Annotated in this window: 17 protein-coding genes and 2 pseudogenes; 8 read left to right on the forward strand and 11 right to left on the reverse strand. The window is 38.5% G+C overall.

The window, feature by feature from the left end; translation table 11 throughout:
• Positions 1-2 precede the first annotated feature (2 nt).
• The 4 genes from ALE3EI_RS12660 to ribB all read left to right on the forward strand — a co-directional run bounded on the left by ALE3EI_RS12660 (position 3) and on the right by ribB (position 5,705).
• The gene (locus tag ALE3EI_RS12660) at positions 3-2,384 is read left to right on the forward strand and encodes a DNA translocase FtsK (RefSeq protein WP_186989220.1); all 2,382 of its coding nucleotides are present in this window, start codon (positions 3-5) and stop codon (positions 2,382-2,384) included.
• A gap of 1 nt (position 2,385) precedes the next feature.
• Positions 2,386-3,027 carry a LolA family protein gene (locus tag ALE3EI_RS12665; RefSeq protein WP_186989222.1) on the forward strand — a complete coding sequence of 214 codons (642 nt, stop codon included), beginning with the start codon at positions 2,386-2,388 and terminating at the stop codon, positions 3,025-3,027.
• Between the two features lie 35 nt (positions 3,028-3,062).
• The gene (locus tag ALE3EI_RS12670) at positions 3,063-4,469 is read left to right on the forward strand and encodes an LptF/LptG family permease (RefSeq protein ID WP_317173007.1); all 1,407 of its coding nucleotides are present in this window, start codon (positions 3,063-3,065) and stop codon (positions 4,467-4,469) included.
• 90 nt (positions 4,470-4,559) lie between these two features.
• Positions 4,560-5,705 (forward strand): 3,4-dihydroxy-2-butanone-4-phosphate synthase, encoded by a 1,146-nt coding sequence (gene ribB / locus ALE3EI_RS12675; protein WP_186989226.1) that lies wholly within the window; start codon positions 4,560-4,562, stop codon positions 5,703-5,705.
• A 4-nt stretch (positions 5,706-5,709) separates the two neighbouring features.
• Here the strand turns inward: ribB and ALE3EI_RS12680 are convergent, their stop codons facing one another.
• The 7 genes and pseudogenes from ALE3EI_RS12680 to ALE3EI_RS12700 form a co-directional block, all read right to left on the reverse strand.
• Positions 5,710-9,066 carry a tail fiber domain-containing protein gene (locus ALE3EI_RS12680; protein WP_186989228.1) on the reverse strand — a complete coding sequence of 1,119 codons (3,357 nt, stop codon included), beginning with the start codon at positions 9,064-9,066 and terminating at the stop codon, positions 5,710-5,712.
• 7 nt (positions 9,067-9,073) lie between these two features.
• Positions 9,074-9,226 (reverse strand): hypothetical protein, encoded by a 153-nt coding sequence (locus tag ALE3EI_RS12685; protein ID WP_186989231.1) that lies wholly within the window; start codon positions 9,224-9,226, stop codon positions 9,074-9,076.
• Positions 9,227-9,349: 123 nt separating this feature from the next.
• The gene (locus tag ALE3EI_RS13820; protein ID WP_394367155.1) at positions 9,350-9,643 is read right to left on the reverse strand and encodes a helix-turn-helix domain-containing protein; all 294 of its coding nucleotides are present in this window, start codon (positions 9,641-9,643) and stop codon (positions 9,350-9,352) included.
• Between the two features lie 135 nt (positions 9,644-9,778).
• Positions 9,779-10,093, reverse strand: a pseudogene (locus ALE3EI_RS13825) (response regulator); the annotation flags it as partial.
• A gap of 132 nt (positions 10,094-10,225) precedes the next feature.
• Positions 10,226-12,262 (reverse strand): annotated as a pseudogene (locus ALE3EI_RS12690) (tetratricopeptide repeat-containing sensor histidine kinase); the annotation flags it as partial.
• A 157-nt stretch (positions 12,263-12,419) separates the two neighbouring features.
• On the reverse strand, positions 12,420-13,613 hold the full coding sequence (locus ALE3EI_RS12695; RefSeq protein ID WP_186989235.1) for a DegT/DnrJ/EryC1/StrS family aminotransferase: 1,194 nt from the start codon (positions 13,611-13,613) through the stop codon (positions 12,420-12,422).
• A 114-nt stretch (positions 13,614-13,727) separates the two neighbouring features.
• The gene (locus tag ALE3EI_RS12700; RefSeq protein WP_186989237.1) at positions 13,728-14,363 is read right to left on the reverse strand and encodes an NAD(P)H-dependent oxidoreductase; all 636 of its coding nucleotides are present in this window, start codon (positions 14,361-14,363) and stop codon (positions 13,728-13,730) included.
• 93 nt (positions 14,364-14,456) lie between these two features.
• On the opposite strand from ALE3EI_RS12700, the gene ALE3EI_RS12705 reads away from it, so the two are divergent.
• The 4 genes from ALE3EI_RS12705 (at position 14,457) to ALE3EI_RS12720 (ending at position 17,283) form a co-directional block, all read left to right on the forward strand.
• A complete protein-coding gene (locus ALE3EI_RS12705; RefSeq protein ID WP_186989239.1) occupies positions 14,457-14,849 on the forward strand; it encodes an acyl-CoA thioesterase in 393 nt (130 codons plus the stop codon).
• A 174-nt stretch (positions 14,850-15,023) separates the two neighbouring features.
• Positions 15,024-15,752 carry a sulfite exporter TauE/SafE family protein gene (locus tag ALE3EI_RS12710; protein WP_186989241.1) on the forward strand — a complete coding sequence of 243 codons (729 nt, stop codon included), beginning with the start codon at positions 15,024-15,026 and terminating at the stop codon, positions 15,750-15,752.
• 386 nt (positions 15,753-16,138) lie between these two features.
• Positions 16,139-16,450 (forward strand): ribosome hibernation-promoting factor, HPF/YfiA family, encoded by a 312-nt coding sequence (gene hpf, locus ALE3EI_RS12715; RefSeq protein ID WP_186989243.1) that lies wholly within the window; start codon positions 16,139-16,141, stop codon positions 16,448-16,450.
• A complete protein-coding gene (locus tag ALE3EI_RS12720) occupies positions 16,450-17,283 on the forward strand; it encodes a universal stress protein (protein ID WP_186989245.1) in 834 nt (277 codons plus the stop codon). Before hpf ends, ALE3EI_RS12720 begins: the two co-directional genes overlap by 1 nt.
• 56 nt (positions 17,284-17,339) lie before the next feature.
• Here the strand turns inward: ALE3EI_RS12720 and ALE3EI_RS12725 are convergent, their stop codons facing one another.
• The 4 genes from ALE3EI_RS12725 to ALE3EI_RS12740 all read right to left on the reverse strand — a co-directional run bounded on the left by ALE3EI_RS12725 (position 17,340) and on the right by ALE3EI_RS12740 (position 19,937).
• On the reverse strand, positions 17,340-17,795 hold the full coding sequence (locus tag ALE3EI_RS12725; protein ID WP_186989246.1) for a pyridoxamine 5'-phosphate oxidase family protein: 456 nt from the start codon (positions 17,793-17,795) through the stop codon (positions 17,340-17,342).
• A 313-nt stretch (positions 17,796-18,108) separates the two neighbouring features.
• Complete coding sequence (gene trxA / locus ALE3EI_RS12730; protein WP_186989248.1) at positions 18,109-18,405, reverse strand: thioredoxin; 297 nt, start codon at positions 18,403-18,405, stop codon at positions 18,109-18,111.
• A gap of 22 nt (positions 18,406-18,427) precedes the next feature.
• On the reverse strand, positions 18,428-19,039 hold the full coding sequence (locus ALE3EI_RS12735; RefSeq protein ID WP_186989250.1) for a DUF998 domain-containing protein: 612 nt from the start codon (positions 19,037-19,039) through the stop codon (positions 18,428-18,430).
• Between the two features lies 1 nt (position 19,040).
• Complete coding sequence (locus ALE3EI_RS12740) at positions 19,041-19,937, reverse strand: RsiV family protein (RefSeq protein ID WP_186989252.1); 897 nt, start codon at positions 19,935-19,937, stop codon at positions 19,041-19,043.
• Positions 19,938-19,947: the final 10 nt, after the last annotated feature.

The following is a 19,947-nucleotide window of genomic DNA, read 5'->3' on the forward strand; positions in this document are numbered from 1 at the left end:
TAATGGCGAAGAAAAAGACCCGAACATCTAAAAAAGCCACAACTCCGCGTAAAAAACTTTCCTTTACGCTTTCTAAACAACAAAAGATCATTTTGGGCAGTTTTCTGTTCCTGCTGGGAATAGCGCTTATTTTTTCATTTATATCGTATGTCTTTACCTGGCAGACCGATCAGAGTACTATTGGTTTACTTAGTGAACGCGAGCTGGAGTCGGAGAATTGGTTAAATAAGTTCGGGGCCTATCTCGGAAACCTTTTTATCTATGATGGTTTTGGTGTCGCAGCGTTCATTCTGGCCTTTCTCATTACACTTACCGGCGTTTATTACTTCTTCGATTATGCTAAAAAACAGCTGTTCAAATTCTGGTTCTGGGGAATTCTGGTGATGTTATGGCTCTGTGTTTTCTTAGGATTCTTTACTTCGGACACTAATATCTGGAGTGGCGTCATTGGTTTTGAACTCAACGATCTTTCTCAGGACTATATCGGTCTAACCGGTACTATTCTGCTTATGATCTTTCTCGCTATCTTTTATATGGTGGTACGCCTGAAACTTACTCCGGAAAAGGTTGGAACTGCCTTAAAGCGCACAAAAAAGGATATAGCATCCGATTTTACTGCGGAAGCTTCAGAGGCTTCAGGAACTGCCTCAGATATAGATCAAACCGATTATGAAAAGGACGTCCTTGAAGCGGTGACGGTTGAAAAGGAAGAGGATCTTTCCGAAGAAATTATAGAAGAGCCTGTGTTAAAAACTACATCAGAAGAAATAAACCACTCCGGGGATGATGTCCAAATGGAAGTAGAAGAAACCAGGGAAGAAGAGATGGTTGAAGATAGCCTCAGTAAAAAACTGGTAGAAGATTTTGGGGAATTCGATCCCACACTGGAACTGAGCAACTTTAAATTTCCAACCATTGAATTGCTAAAGGATTATACCGGAGGAAAGGGAATTACGATCAATCAGGAAGAGCTTGAAGAAAATAAAAACCGCATCGTAAATACCCTTAATAATTATAAAATTGGAATTGCCAATATTAAGGCGACAGTAGGACCAACCGTGACACTTTACGAGATCGTTCCTGAAGCCGGGATTAGAATTTCAAAGATCAAAAACTTGGAAGATGATATTGCGTTATCGCTTTCGGCCTTAGGAATTCGCATCATTGCTCCCATTCCTGGACGAGGAACCATTGGTATTGAAGTTCCCAATAAGAATCCGAAGATCGTTTCCATGCGTTCTGTGATAGCTTCCCCTAAGTTTCAGAATGCCGAAATGGAATTACCATTATCTCTGGGTAAAACTATTAGTAACGAAACCTTTGTCGTCGATCTAGCAAAAATGCCTCACCTTTTAATGGCCGGAGCTACGGGCCAGGGGAAATCGGTTGGACTGAACGCCATTCTTACCTCCTTGCTGTACAAAAAGCATCCGGCGGAAGTGAAATTCATACTTGTAGATCCAAAAAAGGTTGAACTCACCCTATTCAATAAAATTGAACGTCATTATCTGGCGAAGCTTCCCGATACCGAAGAAGCCATCATTACCGATACCAATAAGGTGATCTATACGCTTAACTCCCTGTGTATTGAAATGGACGACCGTTATGATCTGCTTAAAGATGCAATGGTACGGAACATTAAGGAGTATAATACCAAATTCAAGGCAAGAAAGCTAAACCCTAATGAGGGACACAGATACCTGCCGTATATTGTACTGGTCATTGACGAATTTGCCGATCTAATTATGACAGCCGGTAAGGAAGTAGAAACTCCTATAGCCAGATTAGCACAATTGGCCAGAGCCATTGGGATCCACCTCATTATTGCGACACAGCGTCCGTCGGTGAATGTGATCACCGGAATCATTAAAGCAAATTTCCCCGCTCGTATAGCGTTCAGGGTGACCAGTAAGATCGATTCGCGCACCATCTTAGACAGTTCAGGAGCCGATCAACTTATAGGTCGAGGAGATATGTTGTTTACCCAAGGGAATGACCTAACCAGACTTCAATGTGCCTTTGTAGACACCCCTGAAGTGGCTGATATTACCGACTATATCGGTTCTCAAAAAGCATACCCCGATGCACATATGTTACCTGAATATGTGGGGGAAGAAGGTGGCACAAATCTTGATAATAATATCGAAGAGCGGGACAAGCTATTTCGGGAAGCAGCCGAAGTTCTTGTCATCGCACAACAGGGATCGGCATCTCTGTTACAACGAAAATTAAAATTAGGATACAATCGTGCCGGGCGAATTATCGACCAACTGGAAGCTGCAGGAATTGTAGGTCCGTTTGAAGGTAGTAAAGCAAGGCAAGTGATCGTACCCACAATTGAAGCATTAAACCAACTTTTAGACAACGAACATAACGACAATTAAAATGAAAAATTTATTTATCATTTGCATGCTGCTTTTAACTTCGGCACTCACACAGGCGCAATCGGCAAAATCCCTGCTCAATGAGGTTTCGGCAAAGGCAAAAAGCTATAACAACATTGAGATCGATTTTAAGTACAATTTAAACAATGCCAAGGAAGGTGTAAATCAGGATACACGCGGAAATGTTACCCTTCAGGGAAATAAATATGTATTGAACATGCTGGGAACCACCCGAATGTTCGATGGCAAAAAGATCTACACCATTGTGCCCGAGGATGAAGAAGTGACTATTTCAAATTACGATGCGGCAGACGACAAGGAGATCACTCCTTCAAAAATGCTCACTTTCTACGAAAAGGGCTATACCTATAAAATGGACATCGTGCAGGACGTAAAGGGTCGAAAAATTCAGTATGTAAAATTAATTCCTATTGATTCCAGAGCGGAGATCAAGGATATTCTATTGGGAATTGATGTTCAGACAAAACATATTTACAGGCTTATTCAAACCGATGCACAGGGTACCAAATACACGTTGACGGTAAATTCTTTTAAAACCAATCAGCCGTTATCCAAAACTCTTTTTACCTTTGATGAAGCCAAGTACAAGCAGGATGGATATTACATCAATAAGCTTGACTAGCTGATGCTTTGAAAATACTGGATCGGTACATATTAGTGACATTTTTGAAGACGTTTTTTAGCGTCTTCATTATTTTGATGTTCATTTTTGTATTACAAACCATCTGGCTGTATATTTCTGAATTGGCCGGAAAGGATCTGGACATATGGGTTGTACTTAAATTCTTATGGTATGTATCGCCTCGGCTTATTCCATTAGTACTACCCCTTACAGTTTTAGTTACTTCCCTGATGGTCTTTGGGAGCTTTGCCGAGAAATACGAATTCGCGGCTATGAAATCGACCGGAATCTCGCTTCAGCGTGCTATGCGCAGCCTCACGGTCTTTATTCTTTTGTTGGCGCTAACGGCGTTCTTTTTCGCGAATAACGTTATTCCGTATTCCGAATACAAATGGCAGAATTTACGACGTAACATCGCTCATGTGAGTCCATCCATGGTTATTGCCGAAGGTCAGTTTAGTCAGATTGGCGATAATTTCAACATTAAAGTAGGTGAAAAAAGTGGCGACCGTGATCAGTTTTTACACGATGTGGTGATTCATCAGAAAAAACCGGATCGCCCCAACGGAAATTACAATGTGACCATAGCCGACAATGGTGAACTTGCCAGTGAAGAAGGAAGTAACACACTTTCATTGATACTAAAGGATGGTTATTATTATGACGAAGTGATCACAAAAGATGTAAATAAACAACGACGGCAACCTTTTGTAAAAAGTTATTTTGAAGAATATACCATTAATATAGATCTCACCGAATTCAACAATACCGATGTTGATAAGGAAAACGAGTTGAGCAATCACAACATGTACAATTTATCTGAACTATTTGTAGAAATAGACTCGCTTTCTAAAGGATACACCAGAGATATTAAGATGTTTTCAGACAATATGTATTACCGAAGCGGTGTGGCAAAATTTAATGATGATCTCGTAAAATCCAGATTAGTTCCGGATACTGTGCAGTCTGTACTGGACATCTACAAACCCAGACAGCAATCCAATGTGCTTTCTATGGCTCTTAATAATGTGAGAGGAACCTTGCAATCTATCAATGCTAAAAAAACTGAATTTCAGATCAAAACCAAACGAATCAATAAACACGAGATCGCTTTGCACGAAAAATATGTCCTGGCTTTTGCGGTTATCATTCTTTTCTTTGTTGGTGCGCCGTTGGGAGCAATCATCCGTAAAGGAGGTATGGGACTTCCTATGGTAGTGGCAGTATTGTTGTTCCTAACCTATCATTTTATTGGGATTTTCGCCAAGAACAGTGCTGAGGACGGGACCATGCATCCCTTTATAGCAAGTTGGATAAGTACGGTGATCATGCTTCCGTTAGGGGTTTGGCTCACGTACAGAGCCACGACCGATCAAGGGATCTTCGACATAGATTCTTTTCTGCAACGTATCGGGAAATTATTCGGAAAGAAAGAAGAATAAATTTCATCTATTGTACGATTTAAGTTTACGCCATATTCCGTCGGGAGTAATAATTTACATTCCGTATCTTTGCACCACAGAATTAAGACTATGATTTCTACTGAAAGTACCGCTATAAAACTAAATACCATTGAAGAGGCCATTGAGGATATAAAAAATGGTAAGATCATCATTGTGGTCGATGATGAGAATCGCGAAAATGAAGGAGATTTTATCGCCGCAGCCGAAATGGTGACCCCCGAAATGATCAACTTTATGGCATCTAAAGGCCGTGGACTCATTTGTGCACCCTTAACAGAGGAACGTTGCAAGGAGCTCGATCTCACCATGATGGTTGAAAACAATACGGTGCTGCATCATACGCAGTTTACCGTTTCGGTCGATCTAATTGGTCATGGTTGCACCACAGGAATTTCTGTGCATGACAGAGCTAAAACCGTAAAAGCTCTGGTGGACGAAACTACAAAACCGGGAGATCTGGGCAGACCAGGTCATATTTTTCCACTACGCGCTAAGACCGGAGGTGTTTTAAGAAGAACCGGACATACCGAAGCGGCCATTGATTTTGCTCGTCTGGCAGGCCTAAAACCAGCCGGGATCCTGGTAGAAATACTCAACGAAAACGGTACTATGGCCCGACTGCCGGAATTGGTGGAAGTGGCTAAAAAATTTGATCTAAAATTAGTTTCCATCGAAGACCTGGTAGCTTACCGAATGGAGCACGATTCTCTAATTCAGAAAAAAGAAGATTTCAAGATCAATACAAAATTTGGGGAATTCAGACTAAGAGCCTACCAACAAACCACAAACGATCAGGTTCATATTGCACTAACAAAAGGAACTTGGAAAGACAATGAAGCCGTATTGGTACGCGTAAATGCCAATTTGGTAAATAATGATCTTTTGGGTACACTTACCAGTGATGCCGAAAAGCGATTGGATGATATGTTCAGAGTTATCAACGACGAAGGAAAAGGAGCTGTTGTATTTATCAATCAGGAGAGTCAATCATTAAATCTCTTAAAGCGATTAGAAGAATTAAAGGAGAGTCAGGTAGAAGGTGAAGTGGTTAAAGCCCCTCAAATAAAAATGGACGCCAAGGATTTCGGGATCGGGGCACAGATCCTTCATGATCTTGGCATCCATAAAATAAGGCTGGTTTCAAACAGCGTTCAGACCAAGCGAGTAGGTATGATTGGATACGGTTTAGAAATAACCGAATATGTAAATTATTAGACCATTAATTATTCGATAATATAGCCTCTAGCTTTTTTAGTCGATCCTCTTGATCTACAAACTTCTTTAAAGCCTCCTCGAGAGTCTCAATTTTCTCGTCTTGTTCCTGAATCGCTTTTATAAGGATAGGGATCAATTCGGTATAATTAACACTCAAGGTCCTATCCTCGTCATCCCGCGTCACTACAAGATTCGCTATGACATTCTCAACATCCTGAGCGATGAGTCCGAGGCTTTTACTTTCTGCTACTGAACGATCCTTCCAATTATACTGTTTAGGTTCAAGTTTCAAGATTTCCTCTAAACCAAATGAAATAGGTTCTATATCCTTTTTCAACCTTCGGTCGCTGGTATGGACTACAGCACCTCCAACCAATACATTTCCGCCGTCCAATTGTAAATGTAGGTCGCCCGCAACTCCATTATTTCTAGCCATGATCTCATTGTTATCAATCACAATGTTTGTAGTTCCCACATCTCCTAGCGTTATATATCCCCCTCCGCCTAATGTGGCATCGGAACCCCCTTCTATATGCAATCTTGTATCCGGAGTTGTAGTTCCTAATCCAATATTATCGGCAAAATAATTCGCAGTTCCTCCAAAGCCCCAGCTAAAATAAGTTCCATCATACCAAATAGCTTCCGATCCGTTTACACGTAGTGCTATACCGGAGGCGATCCCATTGTTTAGATTTGCAGTTCCGTTAACATCTAACGGGTAATTTGGAATATTTGTTCCTACCCCTACCCGATTTGTTGTTGAATTCACAAACAAGGTGTTCGTATCTACCTCAAGATCATTTCTTACCTCCACATCTGCATTCAACCGTAAAAGATCGGTATCGAATTCGCCATAAATTAGGGCATTGGCAGTATTAGCTGACGAATTTTCAATATATAATTTATTACTGCCTGATTCATTATAACCTGCCTGATAGCCTAAAAACACATTTGCGCTTCCCGAAACCGATTGACCTGCACTAAAACCTAGAGCTGTATTATTATCACCGGTTGTATTTCCGAGGAGAGCGGACGCCCCTATTCCTACATTTCCGCTACCAATGGTATTAAATTGTAATGCATTGTTTCCTAAGGCTGTATTTATAGACCCTGAAGTATTAGACTGTAGAACTTCCAAACCAATTGCAACATTTGCATTTCCCGTGGTATTGCTATTTAAAGCGAAATATCCCAGACTGTAATTAGAAGCCCCTGTCGTGTTCGATTGTAAAACATAAGGACCAATTGCCACGTTAGTAAATCCGGTTGTATTATTTTGCAGAGCATCTACACCAATTGCCGTATTGGCATTACCCGTTGTATTCAATTCGAGTGCTCTATAACCCACTGCTGTATTATCACTTGCGGTAGTATTCCTGTATAGAGCATTTCTACCGATTGCAACATTGGAATTACCAACTGTATTCGCATTTAAGGAAAAATAACCTACAGAAACGTTGTTGGTTCCAGTAGTATTAGCCACTGCAGCATCCGCTCCTATGGCAACATTGTTCAGCCCTGTCGTATTATTAAATAAAGCTCTATATCCCACTCCAACATTGAAATTTGCTGTTGTATTATTATAAAGGGCACTTCTCCCGATGGCTACATTATTACTGCCTGTCGTATTAGTAAACATAGAGCTAATTCCCATAGCAACATTATTATTACCGGACGTATTATTGCTTAAAGAATAACTGCCAATTCCAACATTCGATTGACCAATTGTGTTGTCCAACAACGAATTGGATCCCACAGCAGTATTGTTTACTCCGGTTGTATTTGCGTCCAAAGCACGATATCCTATCCCCGTATTATCACTCCCTGTTGAATTGGTATACAAAGCATTCCGTCCAATAGCGGTGTTGGAATTACCGCTTGTGTTACTGTACAATCCGTAACTCCCGACTGATACATTATTGGTTCCTGTCGTATTGAGTACAAGCGTTAAGGCTCCAAATCCGGTGTTGTAACCACTTGTCGTGTTATACATAGACAAATAGCCTATTGCCGTATTATAAGGTCCCGTACTATTGGTTTGCAATGAACTAAATCCGATCCCTACATTGCGATTGTCTGAACTGTCGTCACCGGCTCCCGCATTCAGACCCAAAAAGATCGAAGAACCATTGTTTGATCCATCCACATCCGATTTACCATCTGTAAGATCATCGATCCGATTTGCTCCGGTAACACTACCCCATGACAACGCACCCGCTCCATTGGTGGTTAAGGCTTGACCAACAGCCCCATCGGCTGTGGGCAGTGTATAGGCTTCATTGATAATGACCCTTCCGTCCTTCCATACCTCAAATGCATTGCTTCTGTTTGAACCATTGACACCATTACCCACAACAAAGGCGCGGTCCGCCAGATTAAAACCTGCTGTACTTGAAGGTGTATACAGCCTATTATTGGTTCCAACTGCCATTTCAGAATAACTCAATGCTTGCGTAGATTCTCCGAAACTTGAACTTCCTAAACCCGATGAAATACTAAATAAGCCTTGCGCAAAGGAATATTCCCCCGAAGCAATCGTACTATTATTTATCGAAAATGAACTGTTTCCACTTGCCGTGGTACCATTATTGGCAGCTACAGAACTGTCACCACTGGCTATGCTACCAAAATTTAATGCAATACTGCTGCCTCCGGAGGCAGTAGCATTCCAACCGATCGCTGAAGAGGTAGAACCGCTTACAATATTATCTACTCCCGAAGAAAAGGAATAAAGTCCGCTAACATTATTATTCGTTCCTGATACTAACGTACCAGCCCCACTGGCTATGTTGTAATAGCCAAATGCAGCAGATCCCTCACCAACATTGGCATCGTCCCAATTCGTGTTGGAAACATAGCCTGCCCGTATGGCAGCTTTTCTAGGATTGAAATAGAATTGAGAATCAAAAGAAGTATCCAAAGCAATGATCTCACCTGCTCCGGTATTGCCTCGTATCAACAGACCGTCCGATCCGGTTATTAGAACCGATCCGTTATCTGCTTCTATCTGTCTTCCGGTACCGGCTCCTCCTTGATCATAAGCCTCATCCAATGTATTCTTGTCACCGTTAATTCCAACCCAAGCGGTTATACCCTGGTCCCAATAATAAAATCCTTTTGCCGGAGTTCCGGCTCCGGTTGCATATACCATCATACCATCCTGTGAAACAGTTGGAGGAGTAACCGGGAAATTATCAACCTTCGGAATAAGTATTCCATCGGTATTAGCCGGTGTAACTTGATTACTGGATCTTATATCCAATTGAGAATTAGGAGTCACCGTTCCAATTCCTACCTGCGAATAGAATTGATAACTGACCAAAATAAGTAGGGCTGTGAGATAATGTTCTAGACGCTTCATAATTAGCTTATTTATCCTTAGTGAAATTTGTTCGTTTAATGATCCTGTTCTTATGAATGATATGCAACGTGTACTCCCCTTTTTCAAGATAGTTTACATTCAGGTAGATGGTCTGACTCTGAAAGGTCTCAATACTACCTGATAAATTCTTCTTCTTCATCTTGGGGTTAGATGTAAATCATTCATAAATAAACAATAGGATAAAGCTAAGAATAGGAGTATTAGTAAGGCTAAAACGTATGTAACAAAACCTTGAAACTATGTAACACTGAATGAAGAATTACTACTTTTTGGATCCTGCACCATATTCGGAAGGAGAAATACCAAACTGATCTTTAAAACGCTTGGTGAAATACGACGGATCATTAAATCCAACAGCATATCCCACCTCAGAAATGGTAGCATCACTGTTTAGAAGCAGAGAGGCTGCCATATTTAATCGTTGAGTTCGTATGAACTCGGAAGTTGAATTACCGGTAAGAGCCTTTAGCTTTCTGTGTAATTGCATACGACTCATTCCTGCCAGATCACAAAATTCCTGTACATTGAATTCCGGAGATGTTAAATTATTATCCATGATCTGCTGTATCTTTTCCAGGAATTTTTCATCAACCTTATCCAGCGTTATATCTTTTGGTTTCAGAATAACCTCATTACTGTAGCGCTCACGTAGTTGCTCTCTGATCTTTAACAGATTAGCGACCCTTACTTTTAGATTCTCGATCTTAAAAGGTTTTGTAATATAATCGTCGGCTCCTGTCTTTAAACCTTCTAGTTTATCAGAGTCGTCATCTTTAGCGGTCAGCATCACAATAGGTATATGACTGGTCCTTTCATCGGATTTCAACTGCTTTGAAACCTCTATCCCGCTTAGTATCGGCATGGAAATGTCCAAAATGATTATATCGGGAATTACCTCAACTGCGCTATCAAGCGCTTCTTGCCCGTTGGTTGCTTCAATTATTTTAAATTCTGATTTAAATTCCGAAGCAATAAAATTTCGAATATCCGAATTATCATCTACCACCAATAGTATTGCCTTGTCAATATCCAAAAGGCTCGCCGCTTCAGAAGATACAATAGCCTTATTGGTAGGGTATTCAATATTATTTACCAATTCATCCTCATTGTAACTGGTACGATCTATCGGAATACTGACCTTTACAACAACCGAATTATGATCTGTTCTTGAAGCTGAAATAGTTCCCCGATTCAGATCTACTAGCTCCTTGACCAAAGAAAGTCCGATCCCAACTCCGGATTGATGAACATCTGACTGATAGAAACGAGTGAACCATTTGTCTATTTGGACGCTGTCATCCAGTTGTGTTTCGTTCTCGACCTTTAATAAAAGTAGATTCTCAGACCTTTCAGCTCGCATCGAGATCGTACCACCATCAGGAGTATATTTAAAGGCATTGGACAACACGTTGGTGGTGATCTTTTCGATGGCATCTTTATCGTACCAGGATTCTTCCATCTCAGAGACTTGATAATCAAAAATGATTTCTTTTTCATTGGCTATATGCTGAAATGAAGAAGCAATAGATCGTAAAAGTAATGACAGCTCTCCTTTAGATACGGACATTTTCAATTGTCCAGCTTCCAATTTTGAAACATCGAGGATCTGATCGACCAATGTGACCAAACGTTGAGAATTTCGATTAATAACCTCAAATTCTTCCCTTAAGGTTTGTTGAACCTTGCTATCCTTAGCTCGCTTTTCGGAATAACCGGCAATAAGTGTAAGGGGAGTTCGGAGTTCGTGAGAGATGTTAGCGAACAGCCTCGATTTGAATCGCTCAACTTCCATCACTTTCTTTGCAGTATGCTGTCTGTTTCGGTATAAAATGTAAAGGAATATCAACCCTAATAAAGCTAAGATCCCTCCTGCCCATAACAGATTTCTTTGATTTTTTTGTTCTTGTTGAGCCAGCGCATTCTCTGTTGTCAACATCCGGATCTCTTGTTCCTGCTGCTCACTTTTATACTTCGCTTCCAGATCTCTAACAACCTCTTCCTGTCTTAGTTCGCTTAAGCTGTCATTTATCTTAACGTGTTCATTTAAATACTCGTACGCAAGTTCATAATTTACGGTTGCAGCTTCGATCTTAGCTAGCTGCAATAAGGCCTGGGACCGTAATGCATCATTCTTTAATCGTTCTGCCAGCTCCTTAGCTCGTAAATAATGTATTTTGGATTCCGCGTATTGTTCTAATTCAAAATAAAGGTCGGCCAATCGTAATTCCAAGTTCATGATACTGGTCACGTCTTTCATCATTTCAGAAAGTTCAATAGCCTCAATAAAAATGTCTTCGGCCTCCTCAAACTCATCAGACTCAACCAACATTTTTGCCCGTAAACTTTTAGCCTGAACCAAATAAGGCAAAGCATTAATACCTTTAAAAAATTCTTCTGCGTTTAATACTGCTTCTTTATCCGAATCTGTAGCTCTATCCAAATTCAGGTTCACATCTGCAGCACGTATGGCGCATACATGATAACCAAAGGTAAAATCAGCGGTCGATGCCAGTTCTTTCCCTTTCATGAAATAACTATATGCCTGCTCGTAATCCTTTAACTGATAGAAAAGCTCACCAAGATTAACAAGGACATTGACCGTGGTCTGTTCCTTTTCTCCATCTTTCTCCAACAATTCAAAGCTCTTCAGATAATAATCTATTGCATTTTTAGAATCGAAATTATCGTTATAATAATTTCCGAAAGCGCGGTAAAGATTAATCTTAAGATCATTATTGGCCACATTCTCATGATGTTCAATAGCATTCTCTGCGGTCTTCAAATGATCCAAAGCTTCCTCAAATTCTCGTTTTACAATGTACACCTGACTTAACAACACGTGATTTTCATTAAAAAGCATAGGGTCATCTTCAAAATTCAAATTCCGAAGACTTTTCTTATAATAAAAAATACAACTGTCTGCGTTTCTTTGATTAAAGTAATATGTACCCTTAAAATGATCTTTCCATGCTTTTATTAAGTCATCAGAGGAATATTCGGGAAAAGCATTTTTTACGAAGCCTAAAGCATCATCCGGCGCACTAAAATACAATCTCTTGAAATGCGATCGCATGGAATCGATCGCCAAATCCTTCTTCTCCCTCTTGGTTTCATTCTGTGAATGAACCATACCGGTAAAAAACACTAAAATTATTATCAAGCAGATCCTATTCATTATCAACTGAATTATTGACCGAATGAAATTTACTGAAAGTTTTTAAACGCTCTTAAAACTAAGCAATAATATTGATATAGAATCCTTAACAGTAGAAGTATGTAACAGAATATGATATGTAGGTAACAGAAATTATTAATCAGTGGTCATTTCAGTTTTATAGAACTGAACGCAATGTGGTTTTGATCTTTTCTACCCTATCATTCAATTCTGAAGTAGACCATCCCAATTTGATAAGGAATGATAAGGTTCTTCCCATCCAGGCATCGCTTTTTGAAAAGTCGGTTTGATTCAAATTTTGGATCTGATCTTTTATTTCTGAAGGTAAATTACCTAAAGACTTTAAATTGCGAAGGTGTTCCCAGCCGTTTATATAATGCCAGTTATTCGTATACCAGTAAAAACAACCATCCACACCGGCTTCCGATAAAGCTTTATGAGCCTTTTCCGTTAGTTCAGCAGAAGGCAGGAATATATTCAGAAAAGAATAGTTCTCTTCTCCTCCCTCAGGAACTCTTCTAAAAGTCACTCCGTTTACCGCTTCTAATGCGGTTCTTAAGGTTTCGTAATTATTCTTCTGAAGCTTTAATATCCCTTCCAGCTTATCTAATTGTGCAACCCCTACGGCGGCATTTAATTCAGAAATTCTGAAGTTGTACCCCAGAGTAGGATGTCCTTCGGCACCCCGATCGTTTCCTATATGATCATGGCCGTGATCCTGATATTGATCGGCGTTTATTTTAAACTGATCGTTGTTGGTAATCACGGCTCCTCCCTCACCGCAGGTGATGGTCTTTACAAAATCGAAGGAAAAGCAGCCCAGATCACCAATACTTCCTAAAGGCTTCCCGTCGTAGGTTCCGCCGAGTGCTTGGCAGGCATCTTCAAGAAGAATAAGATCGTGCTTATCACAAATTGCCTGAAGGGCATTTAGATCTGCCATAGACCCACACATATGCACGGGCATTACACATTTTGTTTTAGGCGTGATCGCTGCTTCAACTGCTTCAGGATCGAGTGTTAGCGTATCGTCAATATCTACGAGCACCGGAACGGCTCCTAGCATCATAATAGATTCAAAACTGGCGACAAAGGTAAAGGTTGGCATGATCACTTCATCCCCTGCTCCTATTCCGGCTGAAGCTAAAGCAACGGTAAGCGCCGCAGTACCACTGGAAACCAACTGACAATGTTGAGTCTGCATCCTTTCTGCAAAAGCCGATTCAAATTGTTTGGCTTTCCAATGACCGTTTCGCATTCCGTCGAAGCCATAGCGCATTAAGACTCCGCTTTCCAATACATCACTCACTTGTTTGCGCTCTTCGGCACCAAAAACTTCAAATCCGGGCATAGATAAATTATTTTAAGAATTCAGGAAATAGATTCAGGACAAAGGTAAGCGTTGCGTTAGCATTTAACAAAGTTAGATAGAACGGCTTTTTAATTCGTTTGCGTGTTCAGTGAATTACATCTCTATAATAACATTTCCAACACCGCGTCGCACTTTTTTAAGTTGCGAAAACATGTCGGTCTCATCGCGATATCCAACCGCAAGAACCAATACCGAGCGAAGACCTAGACTTCTTAATTGTAAAATCTCGTCATATTTCTGAGGCTCAAAACCTTCTATAGGGCAAGCATCGATATCTTCCAATGCACATACGGTTAGCAGATTTCCCATAGCGATATAGGCTTGCTTTGCCATCCATTGCGCAATATCCTCGGGGTTTTTTTCTGAAAATTCATCAACCAGGAACAATTCAAAAGGCTGAAGGATAGCTCTGGGGGTATTTCTGGTTGCTTCAACCCGACTAAAGTGTTGTTTTATATATTTTTTATCTACGATATTCTCGGTGCAGAGCACAAGTACATGCGATGCATCCCTAACCTGAGTTTGTGACATAGTAAGAGGCACTAATTCGCTTTTTAACCTTGCATCGCTAATGACCACCATTTTTAAAGGTTGGAGTCCGTAGGATGTTGCGGTAAGATTAAAAGATTCTTTTAAGACATTCAGTTTTTCTTCGGAAAGAATTTTTGAAGGATCAAACTTCTTCGTAGCATATCTCCATTTCAGTTTCTCAATTGTGTTTGATATCATTTGCAGTATCTTTGATAGACAAATTTAGCAAACCTCAACTGATTCAGAAAACTCCTGTAATAGCAATAATTTATACTTCTAAAACAAAATCCGATGTCTGAAATTGAAATACTGAAGAACAAAAGTGAAACGCGCATTTTTAAAGCCGTCTTTCCTAATACCACGAATCATTACGACACTTTATTTGGAGGGACTACGCTACATATGATGGATGAAGCTTCTTTTATTTGCGCCACCCGATTCAGCAGAAAGAAAATGGTAACTGTTTCAACAGATAAGATCGATTTTACGACGCCTATCCCTCAGGGTAGTATCGTAGAGTTGGTAGCACGGGTCGACAAAGTGGGTAGAAGCAGTTGCGTGGTAAAGACTGAAGTATTTATGGAAGATATGTACAGTGACGACCGCGAAAAGGTTGTCACAGGGTATTTCACTTTTGTGGCCATAGGAGAAGACAAAAAGCCTATTCTCATCCTTAGTGAATAAAAACATACTTCCTTCTGGGTGATAGCATTGAAAATGACTTCTTTACTAGAGCTAAATTAAGGAAGGAAATTTAATAATGTGATCCTCGATAAATATATTAAAGCGGCCCAAATGATATATATCATAGTTGTTGGTTTAGCATAATATTACTTTTGGGACCATATACGTCAATGTATGCTGTCTCGCTATCTTCCGATCTTTATAATTTTATCAATTATTGCTGAAATTTTAGGAACTGTGGGCGGATTTGGTTCATCAGTTTTTTTTGTACCCATTGCAAATTTCTATTTAGACTTTCAATCTGTTTTGGGTATTACCGCGTTATATCACGTTTCCAGCAACCTTACTAAAATAGCATTTTTCAAAAAAGGACTAGAAAGAACGGTAATCATTCAATTAGGTGTGCCTGCTGTCATTTTTGTAATTATCGGAGGATTTCTAAGTCAATTTTTTGACCCGGTTATCCTTACTTATATGTTAGGTATTTTCTTGGTTCTTCTCAGTTTAGCTTTTCTTATTTTTAAGAATTTGATTGTCAAACCCACCACTAAAAATGCATTTATTGGAGGAACACTGTCCGGACTTAGCGCCGGAATTCTAGGAACAGGTGGTGCAATTCGTGGTCTAACCTTATCCGCCTTCAAGATGAATAAAGATAAATTTATAGCTACGTCTGCTGTAATAGATTTGGGTGTCGATTTTAGTAGAACCATAGTGTATTATTTTAACGGATATATGCGGAAGGATCTATTATATCTAATTCCTATTTTAATTGTTGTAGGAATTATTGGCACTTGGATTGGTAAACAGATTATAAATAAAATTTCCCAAGAACAGTTTCGTTATATTGTGTTACTTCTCATCTTAGGGATAGGGTTAGCAAGTATTATAAGCACTTTATGATATACTTGGTTTATGTAGAGATTTTATGTCCCTAGCGTCCTTTACTATAGAATACTTACTTGCATACTTCACAATCCATCCTTCATATATAGACTCGTAAAATTGCATTAATACATCCCGTTTACATAGCTTAAATCATACTCTCCTACAATTAAATACAATTTAAGCTCCGTTATTTTGTGGATTACTAAAACAGAGATAGCACTCAGCGCCTGTACGTCAATTCTATGTAAATAATAATCATGAGGTTGTGTAAATTGCATCTGCCATCTTAAAATTCAGTAATCTTCCCATATCAAAATTGCTCCATAAACGACCACTGATATTTATCATAGTTTAACACTTTGTGAGTTCTTAGATTTGAGACATAATATTAATCAAACGTTATGACTATCCATATCCAATATGTAAAAATGAAAAGTAGTGAGAGTATGTCTCAATATGTCAGCAAAAAACTTCAGAAAATTGCAAAGAAATACAGCTGGGTTATCAGAGTTGATGTTTTATTTAAGCAGGAAAATGACCCTACAGAAAAAGGGCACATCTGCGAAATGGAATTCAGTTTACCCGGTCCTAAAATCTTTGCGGTTTCCAATGAAAAAAATTATGAGATGGCTGTAAAAGAAACCATAAGCGACCTCGAAAGACAACTTAAAAAACGAAAGGCAAAATTTACAAACCAAAATATATCATCATAATGAAAAAAATACTCATACCAGTAGATTTCTCCGAACACTCAGAATATGCTTTAGAAGTGGCTGCGAACTTAGCAAAAAAGCATAAGGCTTCTTTAGTCATCCTACATATGATGGGCTTGTCTGAAGCCGTATTAACACGAGATGAGTCACAAGAAATGTTAGAAGCGATTTATTATATGAAGCTGGCCGAAAAACGGTTTAGTGAATTTTTAGATAAGAACTATTTAAATGGCATTACTATAGAAACTACTGTCCAAAACTATAAAGAATTTCATGAGATTAATAGTGTTGCTAAAGATTTTGATGCGGATTTGATTGTAATGGGTTCCCACGGTGCTAGTGGCTTAAGAGAGGTGTTTGTAGGTAGCAACACCGAAAAAGTAGTTCGCACCTCAGAAATTCCGGTATTGGTTATAAAAAATCGTGTTAAAGATTTTAAATTGAATAAGGTGGTTTTTGCATGTGACTTTAACATGGATTTTATAGGCGCATTTAAAAATGCGTGGGAATTCTTTGAAAAAATAGGATCCGAATTTCAGATGGTTTTTATTAACACTCCGGAAAAATTCCGTAGCAATAAAGAAATGCAAGAGCTCGCATTTAAATTCATACTACATAGTGGGGTTGATAATACCGATGTTTATGATAATACAGCTTATTATTGTGACTATAGATTAGAGCACGGGATTTATAGTTTTAGCCATGAGATTGAAGCAGATTTAGTCGTTATCCCAACTCACGGGAGGCGAGGTCTAGCTCATTTCTTTTCTGAAAACATTGGCGAAGCAATCGTGAATCATAGTGATCTTCCTATAATTACGTTTAAGGTGTAATGGTATCGGTATCCTGGTTGAAAGAACATTCTAAATCGGGATTCCCCATTTTTATGTCAAAACTTTCGCATTCTTCCGGTAATTTCATCGATCCTAATAGTGAAAACAATAGGTTCGTCATCTATATAGATCTTACTCGAAAACTGACTGATGAAATCCAAATCCCGCATCTCTTTACGTAAAATAAGATCTTTAACGCCCAATGAAAACGTATGCAAAAGCGCTTTGGCGGAAGAACTTTCTTCTTCGATATATGTCCCTTGAACTAATACCGATCTCCAGTCGTTGACCGAGCTTATATCGGTTACAGATAAGGAGGCTGATTTGTTTTTCCGTAATGCATTAATCTTATGTCCTTTTGCAGAATAACAGATGATGTTTTTTTGTTCATCATTGTAGAAATAAGTTATGGGCACTACAAATGCTCTATTCTGAAATACGTAGCCCAAATGGCCTATATAGTTAGAGCTAAGTAATACTAAATTTTCTTTGTTGCCGAGAGTTTTGATCATAATTATTAGAGGTAGGTTTTATTAAAATTAATAAGTTTGACTCATTAAGAGAATGACTTATATCAATACTTTTTACTGCTTCCAAGATCTTAATAACTACGTAGCCAAGTACTGTGATCAATTTCTTATTAAACGATTTAAACGCGTCAAATGCTGCTCATTTTTATAGCTTAAGCAATAGCCATGACAATTTTTTTTACAAAATTTAAAGAGCTCTTTGCGGCTTTCTTCCCCGGTTAGTTGAATCATAACGTCTAACCGTTATGGTAACTATTATTAGGGTGGGTTCAAATTGGTATGCGAATGGATAACATTATTTACTTTTAACAATTTGCACGATTTCGTTTTTTTGTAACACTCCAGATTGTCTCCACACCTGCTTTCCATTCTTAAATAAAATCATTGTAGGAATACCACGAACTTGAAATTGCGCAGCCAGAGGTTGATTTTTATCTACATCAATTTTTACAATCTTCACGGCATCGCCTATTTCTTCTTTCACCTGTTTAAGAATTGGTGAAAGTGCTTTACAGGGGCCACACCATTCTGCAAAAAAATCTACCAAAACGGGAGTGTCAGAATTAATAATGGAGTTAAAGTTACTTTTCATCTTTATGTACATGTCGTTTTAACTATTTATTAAATTTCATCATGGAAATTGAACCGTCGTTGCTTTTAAATTGATAACAAGTTAGTGCATAAAACAACCATCCAAAGGCTCCTAAATATAAAATACGTTGATGTAATCCTCTATATTCAGGGAATTGCCACATCAACAAAGGTGCAATGATTGCTAGTGAAAATGCCCCGAAAGTTTGCCATTTATGATTCTTTTTTTCAATTATGAAAATAAATGAAATACAAAAAAGACAGAATGCAAACCCCGCAATTATTGTAAAAAGCGAATGGAAAGCATCATCAGTATAATTAAAAATATATTGATATGTATCAGGACTGGCAAGTTGATACACCCCTGTTAGCAAAAAGGAAAAACAAAAAAAATAAAGAATAGCAAGCTGTTTCCAATACAAATTTAATTGTTTAGTGGCTAAAAGTGCAATTGCCAAGCTTAATATAACAATCGTATCATTGGCAATCCAATTGCCGGGTACTTTTTGCGCACCTAATTCATTTATTGAATTTTGAGCAACTGAATACCCTTCAAAAGAAAATAGAGGGAGTAGAAAAATAGTGATTATAAATAGTGCATAAGCAATTATGTATATTTTAGCATATAATCTCATATTAAAGAATAAGAGGATTTAGGTTGAATTTTCTTAGTATAGGAAGCAATCGCTCCAAAGGAATTTCTACCGAAAATGTACCAGTGTATGATGGGCAAATCACGCAATCATCAAAATAGTATTCCACCTTATAATCGTTTATAACGAAATTATTTTTGTATTCAAAAAAATCGTCAAAGGTTATTTCCCAGCAGTCATAATACATATCTCCTTTATAAATCTGATCTGTAATAATTTCGTTGAGGATTTTGGTCATTTCTTCTTCAGTTCCCTCATTAAAAAAATCTTCATAGTTCATAAACACTGAACGATTTAAATCAAAATTTAGACAATCAAAACTATAAGTTGGATGCAACGTACCAGAGTAATAATTCTCCTTGTAAAAAAGTATACTTATAAGCTTTTCATTGAGAGCGTATAATTTATAATCAATCAAGCGTTGTTCTTTAAACCGATTGATACGAACCGTGTCACAGATCATCTCTTTATCTTCTAAAATGCTTGCCTCCACACCTTCAATATTCAAATATGTCTCTTCTAGATATTCGTTAAAATTGTGGTAAGATTCTTTGAGGGATTCGTTCAAGTAAGGATACTTAAAATCTATTAAATATAGATCTTTATCCTTTTTATAATTTTTGTGAACGATTAGTTCATCCAGCGCTGCCTTGTCATCTTTTTTATCGATAAGGTTTTGTCGTTTTATGATTATAGATTTGGATTTATTGAGCTCAGTATCATTGTGTGTATACAAGCTGTCAAACGGTAATACCTGCTCAAAAGGCACTAGGTCTGTTTCAATAGTACCGGAAAAGTCTTCTGGGTCCTGAGTTTTTTCAACCTCATTTTTACAGGAAACTATTAAAAGAATTATTAATGCAAGGCTTATATATTTCATAATTATAGAT

Source organism: Constantimarinum furrinae (assembly GCF_014295415.1).
Classification (GTDB): domain Bacteria; phylum Bacteroidota; class Bacteroidia; order Flavobacteriales; family Flavobacteriaceae; genus Constantimarinum; species Constantimarinum furrinae.

Bases quoted from the DNA above. Each gene is read 5' to 3' on its own strand.
- ALE3EI_RS12725 (WP_186989246.1), bottom strand. From the start codon at position 17,795: ATGATCAAAACTCTCGGCAACAAAGAAAATTTAGTATTACTTAGCTCT.
- ALE3EI_RS12685 (WP_186989231.1), bottom strand. From the start codon at position 9,226: ATGAAGAAGAAGAATTTATCAGGTAGTATTGAGACCTTTCAGAGTCAG.
- hpf (WP_186989243.1), top strand. From the start codon at position 16,139: ATGACTATCCATATCCAATATGTAAAAATGAAAAGTAGTGAGAGTATG.
- ALE3EI_RS12695 (WP_186989235.1), bottom strand. From the start codon at position 13,613: ATGCCCGGATTTGAAGTTTTTGGTGCCGAAGAGCGCAAACAAGTGAGT.
- ALE3EI_RS12740 (WP_186989252.1), bottom strand. From the start codon at position 19,937: ATGAAATATATAAGCCTTGCATTAATAATTCTTTTAATAGTTTCCTGT.
- ALE3EI_RS12735 (WP_186989250.1), bottom strand. From the start codon at position 19,039: ATGAGATTATATGCTAAAATATACATAATTGCTTATGCACTATTTATA.
- ALE3EI_RS12710 (WP_186989241.1), top strand. From the start codon at position 15,024: ATGCTGTCTCGCTATCTTCCGATCTTTATAATTTTATCAATTATTGCT.
- trxA (WP_186989248.1), bottom strand. From the start codon at position 18,405: ATGAAAAGTAACTTTAACTCCATTATTAATTCTGACACTCCCGTTTTG.
- ALE3EI_RS12665 (WP_186989222.1), top strand. From the start codon at position 2,386: ATGAAAAATTTATTTATCATTTGCATGCTGCTTTTAACTTCGGCACTC.
- ALE3EI_RS12700 (WP_186989237.1), bottom strand. From the start codon at position 14,363: ATGATATCAAACACAATTGAGAAACTGAAATGGAGATATGCTACGAAG.
- ALE3EI_RS12720 (WP_186989245.1), top strand. From the start codon at position 16,450: ATGAAAAAAATACTCATACCAGTAGATTTCTCCGAACACTCAGAATAT.
- ALE3EI_RS12705 (WP_186989239.1), top strand. From the start codon at position 14,457: ATGTCTGAAATTGAAATACTGAAGAACAAAAGTGAAACGCGCATTTTT.
- ALE3EI_RS13820 (WP_394367155.1), bottom strand. From the start codon at position 9,643: ATGGATAATAATTTAACATCTCCGGAATTCAATGTACAGGAATTTTGT.
- ALE3EI_RS12680 (WP_186989228.1), bottom strand. From the start codon at position 9,066: ATGAAGCGTCTAGAACATTATCTCACAGCCCTACTTATTTTGGTCAGT.
- ribB (WP_186989226.1), top strand. From the start codon at position 4,560: ATGATTTCTACTGAAAGTACCGCTATAAAACTAAATACCATTGAAGAG.
- ALE3EI_RS12660 (WP_186989220.1), top strand. From the start codon at position 3: ATGGCGAAGAAAAAGACCCGAACATCTAAAAAAGCCACAACTCCGCGT.